The sequence below is a fragment of the Brockia lithotrophica genome (genome assembly GCF_003633725.1).
GTDB classification, from domain to species: Bacteria; Bacillota; Bacilli; order Thermicanales; family DSM-22653; genus Brockia; species Brockia lithotrophica.
The window spans coordinates 86,688-103,835 of sequence record NZ_RBIJ01000006.1; the positions used below are offsets into that span (position 1 = coordinate 86,688).

Annotated in this window: 21 protein-coding genes; 6 read left to right on the top strand and 15 right to left on the bottom strand. The window is 64.6% G+C overall.

Annotated elements, in window-relative coordinates; genetic code table 11:
* Nucleotides 1–11 precede the first annotated feature (11 nt).
* The gene (locus C7438_RS08355; RefSeq protein WP_170143666.1) at nucleotides 12–1,169 is read right to left on the bottom strand and encodes an SAM-dependent methyltransferase; all 1,158 of its coding nucleotides are present in this window, start codon (nucleotides 1,167–1,169) and stop codon (nucleotides 12–14) included.
* 176 nt (nucleotides 1,170–1,345) lie between these two features.
* On the opposite strand from C7438_RS08355, the gene C7438_RS08360 reads away from it, so the two are divergent.
* A complete protein-coding gene (locus C7438_RS08360) occupies nucleotides 1,346–1,918 on the top strand; it encodes a YhcN/YlaJ family sporulation lipoprotein (RefSeq protein WP_121444911.1) in 573 nt (190 codons plus the stop codon).
* A 139-nt stretch (nucleotides 1,919–2,057) separates the two neighbouring features.
* Complete coding sequence (locus C7438_RS09655; RefSeq protein WP_353653315.1) at nucleotides 2,058–2,441, top strand: DUF5665 domain-containing protein; 384 nt, start codon at nucleotides 2,058–2,060, stop codon at nucleotides 2,439–2,441.
* A 711-nt stretch (nucleotides 2,442–3,152) separates the two neighbouring features.
* Here C7438_RS09655 and C7438_RS08370 read toward each other — a convergent pair.
* Together C7438_RS08370 and C7438_RS08375 are read right to left on the bottom strand one after the other, a co-directional pair.
* Nucleotides 3,153–3,746 carry a YkzI domain-containing protein gene (locus C7438_RS08370; RefSeq protein ID WP_121444913.1) on the bottom strand — a complete coding sequence of 198 codons (594 nt, stop codon included), beginning with the start codon at nucleotides 3,744–3,746 and terminating at the stop codon, nucleotides 3,153–3,155.
* A gap of 134 nt (nucleotides 3,747–3,880) precedes the next feature.
* Nucleotides 3,881–4,360 (bottom strand): CBS domain-containing protein, encoded by a 480-nt coding sequence (locus C7438_RS08375; protein WP_121444914.1) that lies wholly within the window; start codon nucleotides 4,358–4,360, stop codon nucleotides 3,881–3,883.
* Nucleotides 4,361–4,643: 283 nt separating this feature from the next.
* Here C7438_RS08375 and C7438_RS08380 point away from each other — a divergent pair, with 283 nt between their 5' ends.
* Entirely contained in the window at nucleotides 4,644–6,170 is a 1,527-nt protein-coding gene (locus tag C7438_RS08380; RefSeq protein ID WP_211322158.1) for an aminotransferase class I/II-fold pyridoxal phosphate-dependent enzyme, read from the top strand.
* A gap of 73 nt (nucleotides 6,171–6,243) precedes the next feature.
* On the opposite strand, the gene C7438_RS08385 is transcribed toward C7438_RS08380, so the two are convergent.
* Nucleotides 6,244–6,375 carry a GapA-binding peptide SR1P gene (locus tag C7438_RS08385; protein WP_121444915.1) on the bottom strand — a complete coding sequence of 44 codons (132 nt, stop codon included), beginning with the start codon at nucleotides 6,373–6,375 and terminating at the stop codon, nucleotides 6,244–6,246.
* A gap of 279 nt (nucleotides 6,376–6,654) precedes the next feature.
* On the opposite strand from C7438_RS08385, the gene C7438_RS08390 reads away from it, so the two are divergent.
* Both C7438_RS08390 and C7438_RS08395 read left to right on the top strand, forming a co-directional pair.
* Nucleotides 6,655–7,074 (top strand): DUF1885 family protein, encoded by a 420-nt coding sequence (locus C7438_RS08390; protein WP_170143667.1) that lies wholly within the window; start codon nucleotides 6,655–6,657, stop codon nucleotides 7,072–7,074.
* 36 nt (nucleotides 7,075–7,110) lie between these two features.
* Nucleotides 7,111–7,617, top strand: a complete 507-nt coding sequence (locus tag C7438_RS08395; protein ID WP_211322159.1) for a GNAT family N-acetyltransferase — start codon at nucleotides 7,111–7,113, stop codon at nucleotides 7,615–7,617.
* Here C7438_RS08395 and C7438_RS08400 read toward each other — a convergent pair.
* From C7438_RS08400 to C7438_RS08425, 6 genes are all read right to left on the bottom strand, one after another.
* Nucleotides 7,604–8,386, bottom strand: coding sequence for an enoyl-ACP reductase FabI (locus tag C7438_RS08400; RefSeq protein WP_121444917.1), 783 nt, complete (start codon nucleotides 8,384–8,386; stop codon nucleotides 7,604–7,606). The genes C7438_RS08395 and C7438_RS08400 overlap by 14 nt on opposite strands.
* Nucleotides 8,387–8,468: 82 nt before the next feature.
* Nucleotides 8,469–9,005, bottom strand: a complete 537-nt coding sequence (locus C7438_RS08405; protein ID WP_121444918.1) for a hypothetical protein — start codon at nucleotides 9,003–9,005, stop codon at nucleotides 8,469–8,471.
* Between the two features lie 79 nt (nucleotides 9,006–9,084).
* Nucleotides 9,085–9,504 carry a GerW family sporulation protein gene (gene ytfJ / locus C7438_RS08410; RefSeq protein ID WP_121444919.1) on the bottom strand — a complete coding sequence of 140 codons (420 nt, stop codon included), beginning with the start codon at nucleotides 9,502–9,504 and terminating at the stop codon, nucleotides 9,085–9,087.
* Nucleotides 9,501–10,259 carry a DUF2953 domain-containing protein gene (locus C7438_RS08415; protein ID WP_121444920.1) on the bottom strand — a complete coding sequence of 253 codons (759 nt, stop codon included), beginning with the start codon at nucleotides 10,257–10,259 and terminating at the stop codon, nucleotides 9,501–9,503. The genes ytfJ and C7438_RS08415 overlap by 4 nt, the downstream gene beginning before the upstream one ends.
* Nucleotides 10,260–10,502: 243 nt before the next feature.
* A complete protein-coding gene (locus C7438_RS08420) occupies nucleotides 10,503–10,709 on the bottom strand; it encodes an alpha/beta-type small acid-soluble spore protein (protein ID WP_121444921.1) in 207 nt (68 codons plus the stop codon).
* A gap of 68 nt (nucleotides 10,710–10,777) precedes the next feature.
* Nucleotides 10,778–12,010 (bottom strand): M24 family metallopeptidase, encoded by a 1,233-nt coding sequence (locus C7438_RS08425; protein WP_170143668.1) that lies wholly within the window; start codon nucleotides 12,008–12,010, stop codon nucleotides 10,778–10,780.
* 132 nt (nucleotides 12,011–12,142) lie between these two features.
* On the opposite strand from C7438_RS08425, the gene C7438_RS09055 reads away from it, so the two are divergent.
* Nucleotides 12,143–12,592, top strand: a complete 450-nt coding sequence (locus C7438_RS09055) for a universal stress protein (protein WP_170143669.1) — start codon at nucleotides 12,143–12,145, stop codon at nucleotides 12,590–12,592.
* 33 nt (nucleotides 12,593–12,625) lie between these two features.
* Here the strand turns inward: C7438_RS09055 and thiI are convergent, their stop codons facing one another.
* From thiI to C7438_RS08450, 5 genes are all read right to left on the bottom strand, one after another.
* Nucleotides 12,626–13,924, bottom strand: a complete 1,299-nt coding sequence (gene thiI, locus C7438_RS08430; protein ID WP_121444923.1) for a tRNA uracil 4-sulfurtransferase ThiI — start codon at nucleotides 13,922–13,924, stop codon at nucleotides 12,626–12,628.
* 44 nt (nucleotides 13,925–13,968) lie between these two features.
* Nucleotides 13,969–15,105 (bottom strand): cysteine desulfurase family protein, encoded by a 1,137-nt coding sequence (locus C7438_RS08435; RefSeq protein WP_170143670.1) that lies wholly within the window; start codon nucleotides 15,103–15,105, stop codon nucleotides 13,969–13,971.
* 135 nt (nucleotides 15,106–15,240) lie between these two features.
* Complete coding sequence (locus C7438_RS08440) at nucleotides 15,241–15,666, bottom strand: hypothetical protein (RefSeq protein ID WP_121444925.1); 426 nt, start codon at nucleotides 15,664–15,666, stop codon at nucleotides 15,241–15,243.
* Complete coding sequence (locus C7438_RS08445) at nucleotides 15,663–15,896, bottom strand: DUF1540 domain-containing protein (RefSeq protein ID WP_121444926.1); 234 nt, start codon at nucleotides 15,894–15,896, stop codon at nucleotides 15,663–15,665. Before C7438_RS08445 ends, C7438_RS08440 begins: the two co-directional genes overlap by 4 nt.
* 276 nt (nucleotides 15,897–16,172) lie before the next feature.
* A complete protein-coding gene (locus tag C7438_RS08450) occupies nucleotides 16,173–17,027 on the bottom strand; it encodes a Cof-type HAD-IIB family hydrolase (RefSeq protein ID WP_170143671.1) in 855 nt (284 codons plus the stop codon).
* Nucleotides 17,028–17,148 lie beyond the last annotated feature (121 nt).

The window sequence follows — 17,148 nt, forward strand, 5'->3', positions numbered from 1 at the left end:
TCGTTTCCTGCCTAGTTTTCCCCGAAAAGCGACGAATCCACGCGTTCGGGGCCTTGCGACGGTGCGAGGACGAGGACGGCGAAGCGCTCGCCCATCCCTTCGGGATGAACGAGGTAGGCGAGCGAACGGAGCAAGGCGTGAGACTCGCTCGCCGGGAAAAGGGCCGCCAGCTCCTCCATCCCTCTTTCCCCTAGCGTACGTACGAGCCACGTTCCGAGAGGCGAAAGCGAAACGGAGGCAAATCCGGCCTTTCGGGCCGCCACACGCACGTACTCCCAGGGTACGTCGTACGTGAGGTCGCACGTACCCGGCACGCGACGCTTCGGATCGACGATTTGGTGGGCGGCGTAGGCGCGAAGGGTCCCCTCCCGCGGCCAGGGAGACTTGCCTTCGCGGCCGTAGTCGACGAAGTAGAGAAGCTCCGGGGAAATGCGCCGTCGGACTTCGGACAGCCAAAGGGGGAGTCCTAGGGGAACCTCACCGACCGATCCTTCTTCGAGGACTTCCAGCGCCTGTTTTTCTTCTGGGGACAAGAAGACGGGTTCCCCGGGTTCTTCCGTGAAGACCACCCGATCGCCGCGGGCGAAAGTCTCGGAGACGCACCACTGGAGGCGGACAAGTTCCCCCTTGCGCCGAAGTACCCGTTCCGCGGGGAAGGCGTCGAGGAGTTCGTGGGCAAACACCCAAACCCGCTTTCCGTGCAGGTCGGGGAGTTCCCCCACATCGGAGAAGACCTCGGCTCTCGTTTCGGCTCCTGCTTCGGATAGGGCGGAAAGGCGGTCTTCGAGCCGGCGGCGGAAGTGAGGGTTCCCCTCGACCGCAAACGCGAACGAGGGAAGGCCTTCCTTCGGGACGAGGCGGACCCACGTCCGCAAAACCGTCTCGAGGAAGCGTCCGTCCCCCGCCCCAATTTCGACGAATACCTCCGGAGGGCGTACGCCAAACCTCTGGGGCAAGGAGCGGGCCACGGCATACGCCCACGCGGCGCCGTACCCGCGTCCCACGTGACTTGCCGTAAAGAAGTCGCCGCCGCGGCCCAGGGCTTCCGCGGTGCGGTAGTACCCGCATTCCGGGTGGTACAGCCAAAACTCCATGAGTTCCGCAAAGGGAATGCAGCGACGCCCGCCGCGCCAGGACTCCCAAACCTCGAAACAGTCCCTTCCGTTCATCGGACGCATTCACCCCTTCGTCGCACGCGACGCGCATCCGGGTGGAGCGGGGAACGGGGAATCCGCGCCTTCACCACGGGGAATGCGCGAAACGGCGACGCACAAACTAAGGAAGGTCTCGGCAACATGCGGCGGGACGCGGGAATTCGCGCCCGTTCGGAAACGGAGGGTTTTCCATGAAGCGAATCCTTCTCGCCGTCGGAATCGTCGCCCTCCTCTTTGGGCTCCTCTGGGCAAAGGAAAGCGGCCACATCTGGGCTTCCGGGCAGGCCCGAGACGCCGCACCCCAACCAACCCCCGCAGGAAGTCCGCCGACAGAAGGCCGACCGCCCGAAACGGTCACGGATGCAAAGGCCGCCCGCGAGGTTTCCGATCGCCTCGTGTCCCTCGCCCTGCGCGACCCCTACGTCACTCGGGCCGCCGCGGTCGTCGCCGGCGACTTCGCGGTCGTGGCCATCGACGTTCCTCCGAACCTCGACGCCTCGCAAGTGAACACGACGAAGTACGCCGTAGCAGAAACGCTCCGCCGAGACCCTTACGGAGCCAAGGCCGTTGTCGTCGCCGATCCCGATCTCTACGGGCGCGTCGAAGAGCTCTCCCGCGCCATCCAAGAAGGAAGGCCGATCCAAGCGGTGCTCGACGAGCTCGCGGACATCGTTGCCCGCATCTCTCCCCAGCCGTCGCAGCCCCAACTCCCGGAAAGGTCCGGGCCGCAAACTCCGGAGCCCCCGGCATCTTCGGGCCAGTAGGCTGCGTCTTTCGCCCGAGACGGGCGAAACGTCGGGGCCCGTCCCACACCTCCGCGCTTGACGTACAATGAAAGGAAGTGGCCGCTCCCGTTTCCGGTTGCGTCTCCGAACGAGAACGGCGCGGAAGGGAAGGGCAAACATGGACAAAACCTCCGGAGCGACGCAGGGAAAAAAGAAAAAACTGCCGGCGAAATCCGATCTTCCGCCCGGGGGGTCGGAAGGGGAAAGCGGCGAACTCGCGGCGCGCCAAAGGAAGCTACGAGAACTCGAGGAACGCATCGCCCGCCAGATCTCTCAGGTGGAACTCCTGGACGCCTTGTACACGCTCACCTCACCTCGGCGGGTAATCTGGCTAAACTTTCTCGCCGGAATCAGCCGCGGCCTCGGAATTACGATCGGAGCAACGATCGTCTTTTTCGTAGTCGTCGTCCTCCTCCGCCACTTCGTCACGCTGCCGGTGATCGGAAAGTTCATCGCGCAGATCCTCGACTTCGTCGACGTCTACCGAAACCTCCCACGCTAGTCCGCCCCGTTCGGACCTGTCGGTGCGGCTCCGTACGTCTTCTTCCGCCGCCGAGACGGCGAGCACGGCTTCCAGAGGGACGAATTCCCCCTCCCCGCCCCCTTCGGCGAGATCCTCGGTGAGGCTGTGGGCTAGGAGGAAATCGGAGGCGGTGTCGGCGGAAGCGGCGACTTCTTCAGGAAAGATCGCCCCGTAGCGCGGGTCGCGCCGGATCGCCTCGATCAGGAGGTCTGCGGCCCACCTTTCGACCTCCCAAATCGCCTCTTCTTCCCCACGGAGGTAGCGTACGCGCACGCGCCGAGGACCGAGCGCCACGGCAAGAGGGACGATTCCGTGGTCTTTCCGGAGGATCTCGCGAAAGAGGGCCTCCGTCCGCCGCGCCGGGCGGTCGGCGGGTCGTTCCTGTACGACGCGGAAGATCTGCAGCCACTGCATGAAATCTCGCTCGCGCAAGCTTTCTTCCACCGTCTTCCCTCCCGTGTAGGGCCGCATGCGGACACCCCGACCTGGTTTTGGCGATTCCGGTTCGGAAACGGCGCACGGGTTTTCCAACCGATGCGGCCGAACCCCTACGGGCGTAACGATACACGAACGGACCTCACGGCGCCTCGCGCCGGAGGTCCGATGGACAAACGCCTTTTTCGAATTCGAACTCCGCGTTAGGGGAGAAGGAAGCCCGCGCGCTCGCCTACGTCCCAAAGTCGCACGCGCCTACAATTCGTAGAGGAGCATTTCGCGGCGAAGGACACGCAGGCGCGCCTTGGCGCGTTCCGCGGCTTCCGCGTCGCCCCGTCGCAAAGCCTCCCCTAGTTCGTCAAGCGCGGCGTCCAGCTCCGCGCGCAGGGCGGGGATCCGCTCCTCGACGTCCGTGCGCGTGAGGGCCTCTATGACCTTTTCCGCCGACTCCCAATCCTTCTTGTCGAGTAGGACCTTGCGCTGGTTTCCGCTGATCTCCGTGATCCTTACGACTTCTCCGTACTGGACGTGCTGGACCACCAAAACTTCCTTGCTGTAGTACTTGATCGTCGCGTGCCCGCGATGGCGTACGACGAAGTCGCGAAACGCTTCGGCCGCACTCTTTTGGGAAAACTGGACGCGGCGGGTGACGAGGCGCAGTTCTCCGTTGCGGCGACGAAACACGAGCTCGACGGCTTGCTCGCCCTCGATCCGGAGAACGCGATCGCTCCCCCGCTCGATCTCCTGCACCCGAACTCCACGGTTTCGCAAATCCTCCAGGAAACCGCTCACCTCGTCCTCGGTCACCCAGAGCTCGACGTCGCTCGCTTCCAAGAGGAACGCCGCCACCGCGCCCTCCCCCTTCCGGGCCTATGTTCTGTGAATTCAAACATCTGCCGGAGAGTAGTCCTATTGTACCACTGCGACCAACCGCTGCGCAAGACGCGATCCTTCCGGCAAATCCTGCCGCGGCGGGGTACGGGCTACGCGTGCGTTCGTCCGCGGCCGTCTTCCGAAGGTTCGGGGCGCGGAGCGGCAAAGGACTGCCGGAAAGCGTGCCCCTCGGCGAGGAGACGGGCACAATACTCCATGATTTCTTTTCGGCGGACGATGCCGATGAAGATGTCCCGCGCATCGACGACGGGAACGAAGTTTTGCTCCGTGGCGAGCGAGATGAGGTCTTCGATGCGCGCGTCGATGCGTACCGCCGCGTGGTGTTTGTACCAGGGTACGTCGCCCACACGCAACGTGTGAACGCTTTCAAAAGGATGCTCCTCGTTTTCCACGAGGTAGCGCAAGGCGTCGCCCTCAGAAAAGGTACCCGCATACCTTCCGTCGTCGTCGACGACGGGCACGGCGTTGTACCCGTGTCCGTGCATGAGTTCGATCGCCCGCCGCAGGGTCATTCGCGGCGTTACGTACACGACCTCGCGCTTCGGAATCAAGAAAAAGGCGATGTGCATTGCTGCACATCCCTCCTTCCCCGCTAAGGCCATTATACTACACACCCCACCCCCGCTCATGCCGGAAAAGGCGGAGAAAATTCCCCGGCGGGGGAAGAAAAAAACTTGGCCCGTACCGGTCAAGGGTCTTCCCCTCGCGGCCGACGGGTGCTATACTCTGCCCGTACTCAAAGCGGAGCTCTTCCTCGCCGCCGGAGCGTGGGGAGATGCGCCATTCGATCGATTGTTTTGACGTTCCGGTCCCGGCACTCGGGTCCGAGCAACGGCCGTGGAGGTGAGGGCCGTGTCCAACTTCCCGTTCCCCCCCGCATCCGGTGAACACCCGTCGTACGCGCCGGAAGAACCCCAACGCGTCCTCGACCCCGCGCGGCATCGCCGCGCCCCCATCCTCGAAGCGCTTACCGCCCACGTCGCGCGCACCCGGGCCGCCTTTCACATCCCGGGACACAAAGGCGGCCGGGGGATGGACCCCGAATTCCGGCGCATTTTGGGGCGTCAAGCCCTCGCCTTCGACCTGATCAACATCGCCCCGTTGGACGACCTACACGCACCTACGGGGGCGATTCGCGAGGCGGAAGCGTTGGCCGCGGAGCTCTACGCCGCCGAAGACGCGTTTTTCTCCGTGCAGGGGACGACGACGGCCATCGAGGCCATGCTCCTTTCGGCCCTCCGCCCGGGAGAAAAGGTGCTCCTCCCGCGCAACGTGCACAAATCCGTCCTTTCCGGGCTCATCCTGAGCGGTGCGATTCCCGTTTTCCTCACCCCGGAAGCCGACCCTGTCCTCGGAATCCTCCACGGGCTTACGCCCGAGGTCGTCGCCCGCGCACTGGACGAGCACCCCGATGCCCGCGCCCTTCTCCTCGTACATCCGACGTACTACGGCACGGGATCCCCCCTCGAAACGATCGTCTCCCTCGCCCACTCCCGAGGAATTCCCGTGCTCGTAGACGCCGCCCACGGGGCACACCTCCCCTTCCATCCCGACCTTCCCGTATTTCCCACCTATGCCGGGGCGGACCTCGTGGCGGTGAGCATGCACAAACTCGGCAGCGCGCTCACGCAGGCCTCTCTCCTCCTCCGTCAGGGACCTTTCGTATCCCGGGAGCGCGTGCGGGCGAGCATGAACCTCCTCCAAACGACGTCTTCTTCTTACCTGCTTCTCGCCTCTCTCGACGCGGCACGCCGCTTCCTCGCCCTCGAAGGAAGGCGACGGGTGGGGCGTGCCGTGCGCCTGGCGCTCCGCGCCCGCGATAAGGCGGGGCGTCTGGACGGGCTGTACGTCCCTGGGCCGTTCCGTCCGGAATTGGGGTTCAGCTTCGATCCGACGAAGCTCCTCGTCTACGTCGCCGATCTGGGTCTGAGCGGCGCGGAAGTCGAGCGCATCCTCCGCGAGCGCTTTGCCCTGGAGGTCGAACTTTCCGATCCCTTCAACGTCCTCTTCGTGATTTCCATAGGCGATACGGAACGGAGCATCGCCCTTCTCCTTCAGGCCTTGGAGTACCTCGTGCGGGAGGAGAGACGAGACGTCCCCAAGGTCATGCCCTTCCTCCTCCCCCCCGAGGCCCCACTCGTGATCTCGCCCCGCGAGGCCCACTTTGCCGAAGGCGAGCTCGTCCCCCTCGAGGAGGCCGAGGGGCGAATTTCGGGCGAGGCGGTCGTCACGTACCCGCCGGGAATTCCCCTCGTCCTCCCGGGAGAACGCTGGACCTCCCAACTCCTCGCCTACGTGGAGTTTGCCCGTTCCCGAGGAGTGGAAGTGCGAGGCACGTCGCATCCGAAGGCGCACGTCGTGCGCGTCGTGGCCGAATGACAAAAGGCGGCGTTTTTCAAACGTGCGCGCAGAGAGGGTCGGGGACGTCCCCGACCCTCTCCGTCGTTTTGCCTTAGTCTTCGTCCTCGCAGGGCTCTGAACGGTGTTCACACTCCGGGTCCACGCCGTAGAGAACCACCACCCGATCGCTCTCGAAGTACTCGATCGTCCGCCCGCAGTACTGGCACACGACCTGACCGAGCATCCCCCGGTCCCCCTCCCGTTCCTTCCTCTCGCTCTCTGAATTTCGCGCAGCGCGCGGAAGCGCTTTCCAAGTTGGGCGGAAAAGACCCGCACCAAAATAGCACAATGGCCGATGGATTCGTGATTGTGTCCCTCTATAAGGATATTCCGTATGTCACATTTGCGTCAAGGGGGAGGGACATCTGCGACCGAGTGCCCTTGGCTGCGCCTCGGCGTTGTCTCGGAAACGGGCGGTCTGGTAAGATGAAGGCAAACACGCAAGGGTGAGGGGGGAATCCGGGTGCGGCGGAGCACGTTCGTCGTCTGGCCCAAGGGCGAAGGAGAAGGAATTTCCCTCGAAGCGTTGCGCGCGGCCCTCGAGGAGTACCGCGGGCGCTTGGAAAAGACCGGCGAGCAACTGGACGCCCCTTACGCCAGCTGGGCTTTCCCTTACGAAATCGAGGAGCGGGAACGCCACGGCATCCGCTATCTCTACCTTCGCGGGAAGGGAGTAACCCCTCAGGAATACACGGGACTCCTCCTCACCGCTGGGAGCGCAGACGGACAAAACGTCGTCCAGATCACCGTCGTGCGGGGGGCCACGGACGGCGACTTCGCCAAGGCCAACGAACTCGCCCGGTACCTTGCGCGCAGGTGGAAGGCAGAAATCGTCCTCTTCACGGGCAAGGTGAAGCGGCAGTACGCCCACGCCAAACGCTGATCTGGCGCCCGACGATGGTCCGGAGGCGAAGAAACCGTGGATCGAGCACAGTCCCGCTCGGGCAAGGGCGGGATTTCCGTCTTGCCCGTCGTCGACGAAGCGGACATGCGCGAGTGCTTTGCCGTACGGCGGGAGGTCTTCGTAGAAGAACAGGGCGTTCCCGAAGAGCTCGAATGGGATGAGGTGGACCGGCAAAGAAAGGCTGTGTATCTCGCCGCCTTCGCCGAAGGAAAGGTCATCGGCTGCCTGCGCCTTCGGCCCGTTGGGGAATCTGCACTCAAGGTCGAACGCCTTGCCGTGCGCGCCCCGTGGCGGGGACGCGGCATCGGCTCGGCGCTCATGGAAGCCGCGGAAAGTTGGGCGCAAGGCCACGGGTACCGCCGTATGGTCGTGCATGCCCAGGTTCGGGTCGTCGACTTTTACCTGCGCCTCGGGTATACGAAAAATCCCCGCCCTCCCTTCGAAGAGGCGGGGATCCTACACGTAGCCATGGAAAAGACCTTATCCACCGAGGCAAACCGCCTGCCTCTTACAGGCCCATGATCCCGTAGCCGGCGTCGACGTAGAGGACTTCGCCGGTAATCCCCGAGGACCAATCGGAGAGGAGGAAGAGGGCGGCATTGGCCACCTCTTCCGCCGTGATGTTCCGCCGGAGAGGGGCGCGCTCCTCCACGATCCCGAGGATCCGAGTAAACCCAGCAATCCCCCGGGCGGAAAGGGTACGCACGGGGCCGGCGGACACGGCGTTTACCCGGACTCCGTCTCCGCCGAGATCGTAGGCGAGGTAGCGCACGGACGCCTCGAGCGCGGCTTTCGCGACACCCATCACGTTGTAGTGCGGTACGACGCGTTCGCTTCCGAGGTACGTGAGGGTGACGACCGCAGCGCCAGGACGAAACGCCGGGCGCAAGGCGCGGGCGAGGGCCACCAGCGAATACACGCTCACGTTGTGCGCGAGGAGAAATCCCTCGCGCGAGGTGTCAATAAAGGCGCCGTCGAGTTCCTCTTTCCGGGCGAAAGCCACGGAGTGCACGAGACCCGCGAGGGAAATCCCTTCCTCGCGTACGAAGGTGGCGAGCGCTTCGATGTCCTCGTCCCGTTCGACGTCGAGGGAAAAGAGGCGATGGTTCCCCTCCCCAGGAAGCGAGGGAATGAGCTTTCGGAGCGCTTCGCCGGAACGTTCGAGGCGGTAGGTAAAGAGGAGGTTCGCCCCGCCTGCGGCGAGCTTTTCCGCGATCGCCCAGGCGATGCTGCGCTCGTTCGTCACGCCGGTGACCACGTACGTACGTCCGCTTAGGTCGAGACAGAGCATGGCGGCCACACCTCCCGACGTTGGCCCGGAGTATACCAGAGCGCGTCCCCCGTCGCAAGACGGCCGAGGACGCGCTCTTCCTTCATCGGGAGATCGGTACCGCGAGGGATTCCGCCGGCACCGGCTCTACGTCCGCAACTACGTACTCTACTTCCCGCCCGGACTTCCGGTAGAGCTCGGATGCGCGCATCAATCCGTGGTAGACGGCGTACGGAAGGGTCACGTCGCGAAGGCGGAGGATTTCCGCGTACTCTCCTGGACGGTTTCGCGGGGCAATGCGGACGAGGTACACGGTACCCGACCGGAAGTCGCGGCCGCCCGCCAAGACCACGTATCCGAGGTCTTGCAAGATTTCCCCGAGGTCAAACACCCCCAAATCGTCGTAGTCGCGAAGCCCCTTCCCCTCAAAGAGGGCGTACCAGGCGTCCTCCAGGGTACGGAGGGGGCGATCGGGGGGCCGCTCTACGCGGACAACGGCTCCGTCTGGATACACGAAAACGAGGGAGCTGCGGTAGGAAAGCACGGCCTCGTCGCCCTGCAAGCGGTCGGCAAAGAGGAAGTGGCGGGCGGGGAAGAGCAGGCGAAAGATCTGCGCCACAGACAAGGCGGCGATTTCCATCCCTTCCCCCTCCCCTCCGGTCTTCCGAAACACGCTGGGAGGGGCGCCGGCCGACCGAAACGGGGTGAGGGAAGGTCGTCTACGCGTACGGACCGGGCGGAACTTCGCGGCTCGGATTCCGGCCTTTGCCCCGGCTGAGGAGGTCTTCGATCTTCTGAAGGACCTCGGGGGCGAGGTCCAAGAGCCGGTCGTAGAGGTGAATGCGCGGCTCGAGGGGGACGAAGCGCACTTCCTCCCGGCCGATCACGAGAAATCCCACAGGCGTGATCGTCACCCCGCCTCCGGACCCTCCGCCGAAGGGGAGCGTCTCTTCCGAGGCATCCGCCGTCTGAAATTCCGAGCCTCCGGCGACGAAGCCGAAGCCCACGCGGCTTACGGGAAGGACGACGCTTCCGTCGGGAGTTTCGATGGGGTCGCCGACGATCGTGGAGACGTCGACCATCCCTTGAATGTTTTCCATGGCCGTGCTCATGAGGCTCTGGATCGGGTGCTCGCTCATCCTCCGTCCCGTCCTTTGCGGTACATCTGGTAGAAGAACAGCGCCGCACGTATAGCGTGAACCGGAGGGATCTGCACTATTCCTTCCGCCTCGCCGGTGAGTCCGGCTCGGGAAAACACCGGGCGAATCGAGAGTGCAGGCCTGTGGGAGAGGGGGACGTACGAGCTCGCCCATCCCACGAGGACGCCCAAAATTCCCCAGAGGAGGCCCACAAGATACGCCGTCGTCACCGCGTCTCCCGTCCCGACCGCAAGCCGAACGGAGAGGCGTTCGATGCGGCCGTGGCGTAAAGCCCGACGAAGGCGTGCGTATGCGGCCGGATATTCCCGCCGCCCGTGCAACACTGCCCGCACGCGTTCGCCGACCTCCGCCAGAGAATACCTCCCCCGTTCCGTCTGCATGACTCCTTCGGCGGAGGCGGGTTTCCCTTCTTCGTCGGAGGTTCGAAGGGTGTGCTCCCCTACGAAGGGTTCCGGATCCGGGGTACGGTGGTCGTCAGAAGGAACGGGCGAACCTCCGGGTCTGGGAGAAACGAGGTTGCAAAGCGGCTCGGGGGGCGCAAGGCGAAAACGAAGCGATCGGCGCACGATCCCCAGGGCCAGGACGACGTCCGCCTCGCCCAAAAGGCGCCGCTCTCGCTCCTCCCAGGTGAGGGCAAGCCGGAGGCGAATCGGTGCGAGAAAGAGAAGAAGTCCCGCAAAAAGCGCCGCAATTCCCGCTACGCCGAGTGCGAACCCCAGCCGACCTCCAAACATCTCCAAAGACGCTTCCCCCCGCACATCGCCGGGTACCGTATATCCTGCCCCAAAGCGAATCCCACGTGCGGCGCGGGGATGCGGCTCCGCTTGGAAAGACAAGGAAGATGGAATCGTTCGCCCGTTTGCATGCAAAGAGGTGGCGGCCGAAGCCGCCACCCGAGCCAGCCGTATGTTGTTGGAAATTCCGGATTTCGCTTACGGGGAGTTCGCGGTCGCGACGGGACCGAGCGGGAAAACCGCTTAGCGGCCGGCGAGGTGCTGCTGGGCGTACTGAACGAGACGCTTCGTGATCTCCCCACCGACCGAACCGTTCGCCCGCGACGTGGTGTCGGCGCCGAGCTGCACCCCAAATTCCGAGGCGATCTCGTACTTCATCTGGTCGAGCGCCTGCGCCGCCTGAGGAACGAGAAGCCGGTTCGTGCTGCGCGTGCGGCTTTCCTGCGCCATCTCTCTCACCTCCCTCGCGTGGGCTACTCATATCGTCTTCGCCTCTCCACTCTTTCATGCGCTGAAACTTATGCCATGGAAGGGGGTAGGGAAAGGAGAACCGCATCCCACGCCTTGGGCGAGCGCGTGAGAACTTCCGCGCCGCCTTCGGCGAGGGCCACGACGTCCTCGATGCGCACCCCGCCCACGCCGGGAACGTACACCCCGGGCTCCACGGTAAACACGTGCCCGGGAGTCGCCCGATCTTGGGAATCGGTAGAGACCTGGGGTGCCTCGTGGATTTCGAGCCCGAGTCCGTGGCCGGTTCGGTGGACGAAGTACTTCGCCAACCCGTATCGTTCCAAGACGTCGCGCGCCGCGCGGTCAACCTCCGCATATGGGCGGCCTACGGCCACCGCGGCGAGCGCCGCTGCCTGAGCTTCTTCTACGGCGCGGTAGAGGCGCTCCCACGTCTGCCGCTCTTCCCGAGGCGTGGGGGCCGCTCCTGTGAGGACGTAGGTGCGCGTGAGGTCGCCGGCGTACCCGCAGCACGTGACGCCGAGGTCGACGAGGAGGAGCGACCACGGGCGAAGAAGGGCGTCTCCGGGAACGCCGTGCGGAAGGGCCGTGCGCTCGCCCACGAGGACAATGGGGGCAAAGGCAAACGGTCCATACCCCGCCTCGTCCCGAAGGCGTTCGAGGAGGCGCACGGCCTCCCGTTCGCTCATTCCCATGCGGAGTTCCCGGATCCAGGTTTCAAGAAGCGCGTCGGTGTCGCGTGCAGCGCGGGCGAGGGCCGCGAGTTCCTGTGGATCCTTCACGGCGCGCATGTCGCGGAGGATCCCGTCCACGGAGACGAGGCGAAGGGGGACGAGCCCCTCTCGGGCGAATGCCGCGGTAAGCCCGGCGGCACGGGCGAGCGTGAGGTGCTCCTCCTCTACGCCGATTTTGAGTCCCTCCTCCTCCCCGCGGGACGGGAGGACCTGACGCACGTATGTCCCGACGGCGCGGTAGGGATCCTCCCCGTCGCGGTAGCGGAGCACGGGCAGCTCTTCCGCGACGTCTTCCACCGCCGGGACGACGAGGAGAAACTCCCCTTCCGGGAAGACGATAAGCCCCGCGAAGCGCTCGTGCGGTTCGAGAAACACGCCCGTAAGGTAGCCGATGTGGAGCGGACGCGTCACGAGGGCAAAGGCAATCCCCTCGTCGCGCAAAGAACGGGCCAACCGGCGGCGCCTTTCGGCAAAGGTACCCGCACCGTCCGATCGCAGGTCGTTTGGAAACTCCGGGGAACCGGGATTCCCGCCGTCCACGTTCCGCACCCCTTCCGACAAAGGTTCGGGAAACACGGATGAGTGGGAGTATTTCGGTATGGTACAATACCCGCAGAGGCGCCTTTTTCCGACCGTGCACCGAAGGTGCCGAAAGGCAAATTTGCGAGGGAGGGAACCTCCGTGTTTCAACGCATCCTCGTCGCCTACGACGGATCCGAACACGCCAAGCGCGCGCTCGAAACCGCCGCAAACATCGCCCGCATGACCTCCGGTGCGGAACTCCACGTCGTACACGTCGTCCGCTTCGACCGCTTCGAAGAAGGCGTCTTTACGGAAATGCAGTCCCTTTCCTCGATGTCGCGCTCCGACTATCGCGAAATCGTCCTCAAAGAGGGCGAGCGGCGCCTCGAGGAAGCGAAAAAACGCCTCGAAGGGGAGCCCTTTACCGTACACTCCGCGGTCTTGGAAGGCGACCCTGCGCGGAGGATCGTAGAGTACGCGGAAGAAAAGGGGATCGACCTCATCGTCGTCGGCCGGAGAGGTCTCACCATGCTCCAAGAGCTCTTTTTGGGGAGCGTAAGCCACCGCATCGCGCAACTCGCCAAGTGTTCGGTCCTCATCGCGAAGTAGTTCGCGGACGAAGGGGCTCTCCCCGCCTCGCCGTCAGAGGTAGGAGGAGAGCCCCTTGTCGTCTTCGACGTTCGGCGCCGACGAAAGCGCCCCGAACTCCGCCGGAAGTGTCACGGTTTCTGCCGTCCCCAACGCCCGATCCACAAGAGCGGGGATGTCGAGGCCGCTTCGCTCTTCGGCAGCCCGCACTTCCGCAAGGCGCGGCCGCGTCTTGGGGTGGCGCGGGAGAAAGAGCGTGCACGTGTCTTCGTAGGGGAGGACGGAAGTTTCGTACGTCCCGATCTTCCGCGCCCGCTCGATGATCTCCGTCTTGTCCAAACCCACGAGGGGACGGAGCACGGGGAGCTCGGCTGCGTCTTCGATTGCCGCCATCGCCTCGAGCGTCTGCGAGGCGACCTGCCCGAGGCTCTCGCCGGTGACGAGGGCGAGCGCCCGCCGCTCTCTCGCGAGTCCGACAGCAATGCGCATCATAAAGCGCCGCAAGATCACGGTACGTAGGCTCTCGGGGACCGATTCGCGGAGCGCGAGGAGGATCTCGGTGAGCGAAACGAAGTGCACGGAAAATTCGTCCGACCAGGAAGCGAGGATGCGACCCAAGGCGAGAACCTTGTCCTTCGCTTCCGGCTTCGTGTACGGCGGGCTGTGGAAGTGCACGGCTTCGACGCGCACCCCGCGCCGCATCACGTACCAGCCGGCCACGGGGCTGTCGATGCCTCCGGACAAGAGGAGGAGGGCCTTCCCGTTCGTCCCCAGGGGAAGGCCACCTGGCCCGGGGATCCGATCCGCGTATACGAACGTGCCCTCCGGACGGATTTCCACGGTGATCTCGAGGTCCGGTTGGTTCACGTCCACCCGTAAGCCTCCGGATCGCGGGAGGAGGTATCCTCCGATCGCCGGGAGTAGATCGGGAACGCGCATGGGGAAGCGAGGATCGGTCCTCCGGGCCGACACCTTAAATGTGCGCACCCCAGGCCGCCGCGCCATCTCCGCCCGAAGGACCGCAAGGGCGGCGGCGCGGATCGCCTCGAGGTCGTTTTCCGCACTTCGGGCAAAGGAAAAGGAAAAAATCCCAAACACCCGCTCGAGACGCCGCGCCGCCTCCACGAGCACGGCCTCGGGGGCGTGCACGTACAGGCGCCCGAACGTCCGCCGAATGCGCACGGGCCCGAGTCCTTCCAACGCGCGGCGCACGCGCGCGAGGAGCACCCGCTCGAAATCTTGACGGTTTTTCCCCTTAAGGGCGAGTTCTCCGTAGCGCACGAGAAGCGTGTCGTAGGGGGACGATTCCGCCTCGTCCCCCCGAAGACGTTCCCGGGTCGATTCTTCGCCCACACCCACCCTCCTTTCCGACAAAAAGAGTTTCCGGCTTTCCGTGTCTACGAACGGCTCCGCAGGTCGCGCAAGGCGCGGTCGAAGCGGGAGAGGATCTCCTCCGCCGCATCCGGTTCCAAGTCCTCGGCAAAGCTCAGGCGTATGCTCCCGGAGATGAGCTCTCCGGGAAGGCGCATAGCCGTAAGCACATGAGAGCGAGGTGCGCGGCTTCGGCAGGCGGAGCGCGTCCCTACGTACACGCCATGCGCCGACAAGGCGCGAACGAGCACCTCCCCACGCATTCCGGGAAACGAAACGTTCAGGATGTGGGGGGCACGGGCGAGGCGCGGCGAAAGCACCACCGCCCCTCGGGCTTCCAACCCCTCCCTAAGCCGCTCGGAAAGGTCGCGCACGCGTTCGACGAAGGCCGTACGGCGTTCTTCCGTTAGGCGGAGGGCTCGGGCAAACGCCGCGGCCGCGGCGACGTCGGGCGTACCCGGGTGCAGCACACCCCCCTCCGGGACGCCGTCTCCATAGAGCCGAGGCGGGGGAAGCCCCTTTCGGACGAAGAGGATCCCCGTCCTTCGGGGACCGTGGATCTTGTGCCCCGAAAGGGTGAGGTAGTCGATCCTCGCCGTGCGAATGGGGAGAGGAAGTACCGCGGCGGCCTGCACGGCGTCCACGTGGAAGCGCACGTTCGGGCGATCGCGAAGCCCCGCGCCGATTTCTTCGACGGGGTGGATGCTGCCCGTCTCGTGGTTTACGTACATGACGCTCACGAGAAACGTCTCCGGCGTGAGCGCTGCAAGCACGTCCCGCGCCCAAAGCGTTCCGGAACGATCGGGTGCGACGTAGGTCACGCGGAATCCCCGACGCTCGAGGCGCGCGAGCGGTTCGAGAACCGAAGGGTGCTCGACGGCGGTAGTCACGATGTGGCGCCGCCCTTCGGGAGCGGAAGAAGCCGCACCCAAGATGACCGCCGCGTTTGCCTCGGTCGCACCGTTCGTAAACAACACCTCTTCGGGTTCCACGCCCAAAAGTTCGGCAACCTGCCTGCGGGCGGCATCGAGCAGTTCTGCGGCCCGAAGGCCCAATTCGTGCGGCGAACCCGGATGCGCGAAGCGTTCCTGCCAGGCTCGGGCATACGCCTCTACGACTTCCGGCCAAGGCGGCGTCGTCGCCGCCGCGTCGAGGTAAAGCATGGATCGCTCACCGCGTTCATTGTAGCACAAGGAGGACAAAAAACCGGTCCTCCCGTCTGCCCAACGGACAGCCGATCGGAGGACCGAAAATGCGAAGCTCATCCCCACGAAGCGGGCTTGCGCCCGCCAAAGGCGCTACCACGCGCGGATCAAGGGGCCAAGGAAAAAGGTGACGACGATCGAGACGAGGCCGAGCCCCATCGCCCAAGCTCCCAGGCTTCGGCTTCCCTGGTGGTAGGCAAGGTAACCCAACAGAACGCCGCCGGCCCCCAAAAGGTAAGGCGCGAAGAAGAGGGAGAGAACCGAAAGCGCGAGGGCCAGCGCCCCGAGGCCAAACCCCGTCTCTTCTCGACGTTCTTCGATGGGATAGGCAGCACCCGCTTCCGCGCGGGGTGTCATTTCGGCGGCAAACTCTTCGTACGCCGACCGGCGAGCGACGGGACCCTCACCAGCCGGAAGGGCGTCCGTAGGGGACGTATTTCCCTGCCCCGTCTGCCCTTCTGACGTCCGGGACGTATCGGTCCCCTCGGCGGGTGTCTCGCGGGTTTCCTGTTCCGTCACGAAAGATCCCTCCCTTCGGCCGTCCGGCGCAGCTGAAAGGTCGCGCAGCGCGTATCCGAAGAGCTCTGCGCCACGGGGCCGCGGGCCTGTGCACCGAGAAGGGCAAATTCTGCGTGAAACCGCTCTACGGCCGGCGCGTCGACGTCGATCCGTACCTGGGGCGCGGCACAGCGATTTCCTTCGCGCCAGTAGGCACACGACGTCACCGTACAAAAGACTTCTGGCGCCACGGGCGTTCACCTCGCACAGCGCGTCTTCGTTCGGGGTCAGACGGCGACCGCTGCCCCTGTTAGCGTGCCTCGGACCGTCGTAACCCCTCCCGCAAACTTTTTTCCAGAAAAGTAAAGGCCGGCGCGCGTCGGGGAAGAACCCGAACACGCGCCGGCGCATAGGCTGGGGCGGAACAACCACCCCCTCACCCCACCACCGTGGGCCGCTCGGGCGGCCCCTTTTGCGTAAGCCCGAAAGTTCGACGTACGCGGGCTTCTTATTCCTCCAAGCGAAGTTTACGAGGTGTGAAGCGGCGCATACCCCGTCTCGACGAGAAAGTCGTAGAAGATCTCCTCCAAAACGCGCGCGGCTCCCTCTTCGTCGTTGGAAGGTGCCACAAGATCGGCTACGGCCTTTATGGCGTCCACGGCGTTCCCCATGGCGACGCCCAGGCCAGCCTTTTGGATCATCTCGAGGTCGTTCCACTCGTCTCCCAACGCGACGACGGAGTCGAGAGGGATCCCGTACGTCAAGGCGATGCGCTCCATGGCGGCTCCCTTGTTCACCCCGTAGCGTACGCCTTCGATCCACTCCCAACTCGTCTTGAAAAACCGGATCCGCCCGTCCAGGGCGGCGTTCAGTTCTCGGTAGAGGAGTTCCTTATCCTCCGGGATCCTCCGGGGTCTAAGGAGGAGGTTGGTCACCGGATCGGAAACTGGCTTATCGAGGGTGATCACCTTGGGAGGAAGGTTGCGGTAGTCCGTGAACGTTTCAAAGATCTCGTGATCGTAGGTGAGTACGTAGTACCCGTGAATCGATTCGAAGAGGAGGTTCTGCAGTCGGCCGCTCTTTTGCACGACCTGAAAGAACTCCTGAAGCCACGCCCAAGGGATCGGATGGTATTCCTGAGGCGCGCCGTACAGGTGGGAAAACACCACGGCGCCGTTTAACGTGACCACCGGGGACGCCAAGCGAACGTCGCGGAGAAATTCCCGGACGGCAAAGATCGCCCTCCCCGTAGCGATGACCACGGGCACCCCGTGGGCCTCCAGGTGTTGGACGAGGTGCGCGGTGCGCGGCGTGATCCGCTTTTCCGACGTGAGGGCCGTCCCGTCGAGGTCGAGAAAGATCATCCGGTACCGCATTTTCATCTCCTTCCGCACGGCCTCCCCACAACCTCCCAGACGGGTAGGGGAAAAACCGCGCGTGGTACAATGAAGCGGGCAGCGTAGATCTTACCACAAAATCCTCTCGGACGGCACGGGGCCGCGC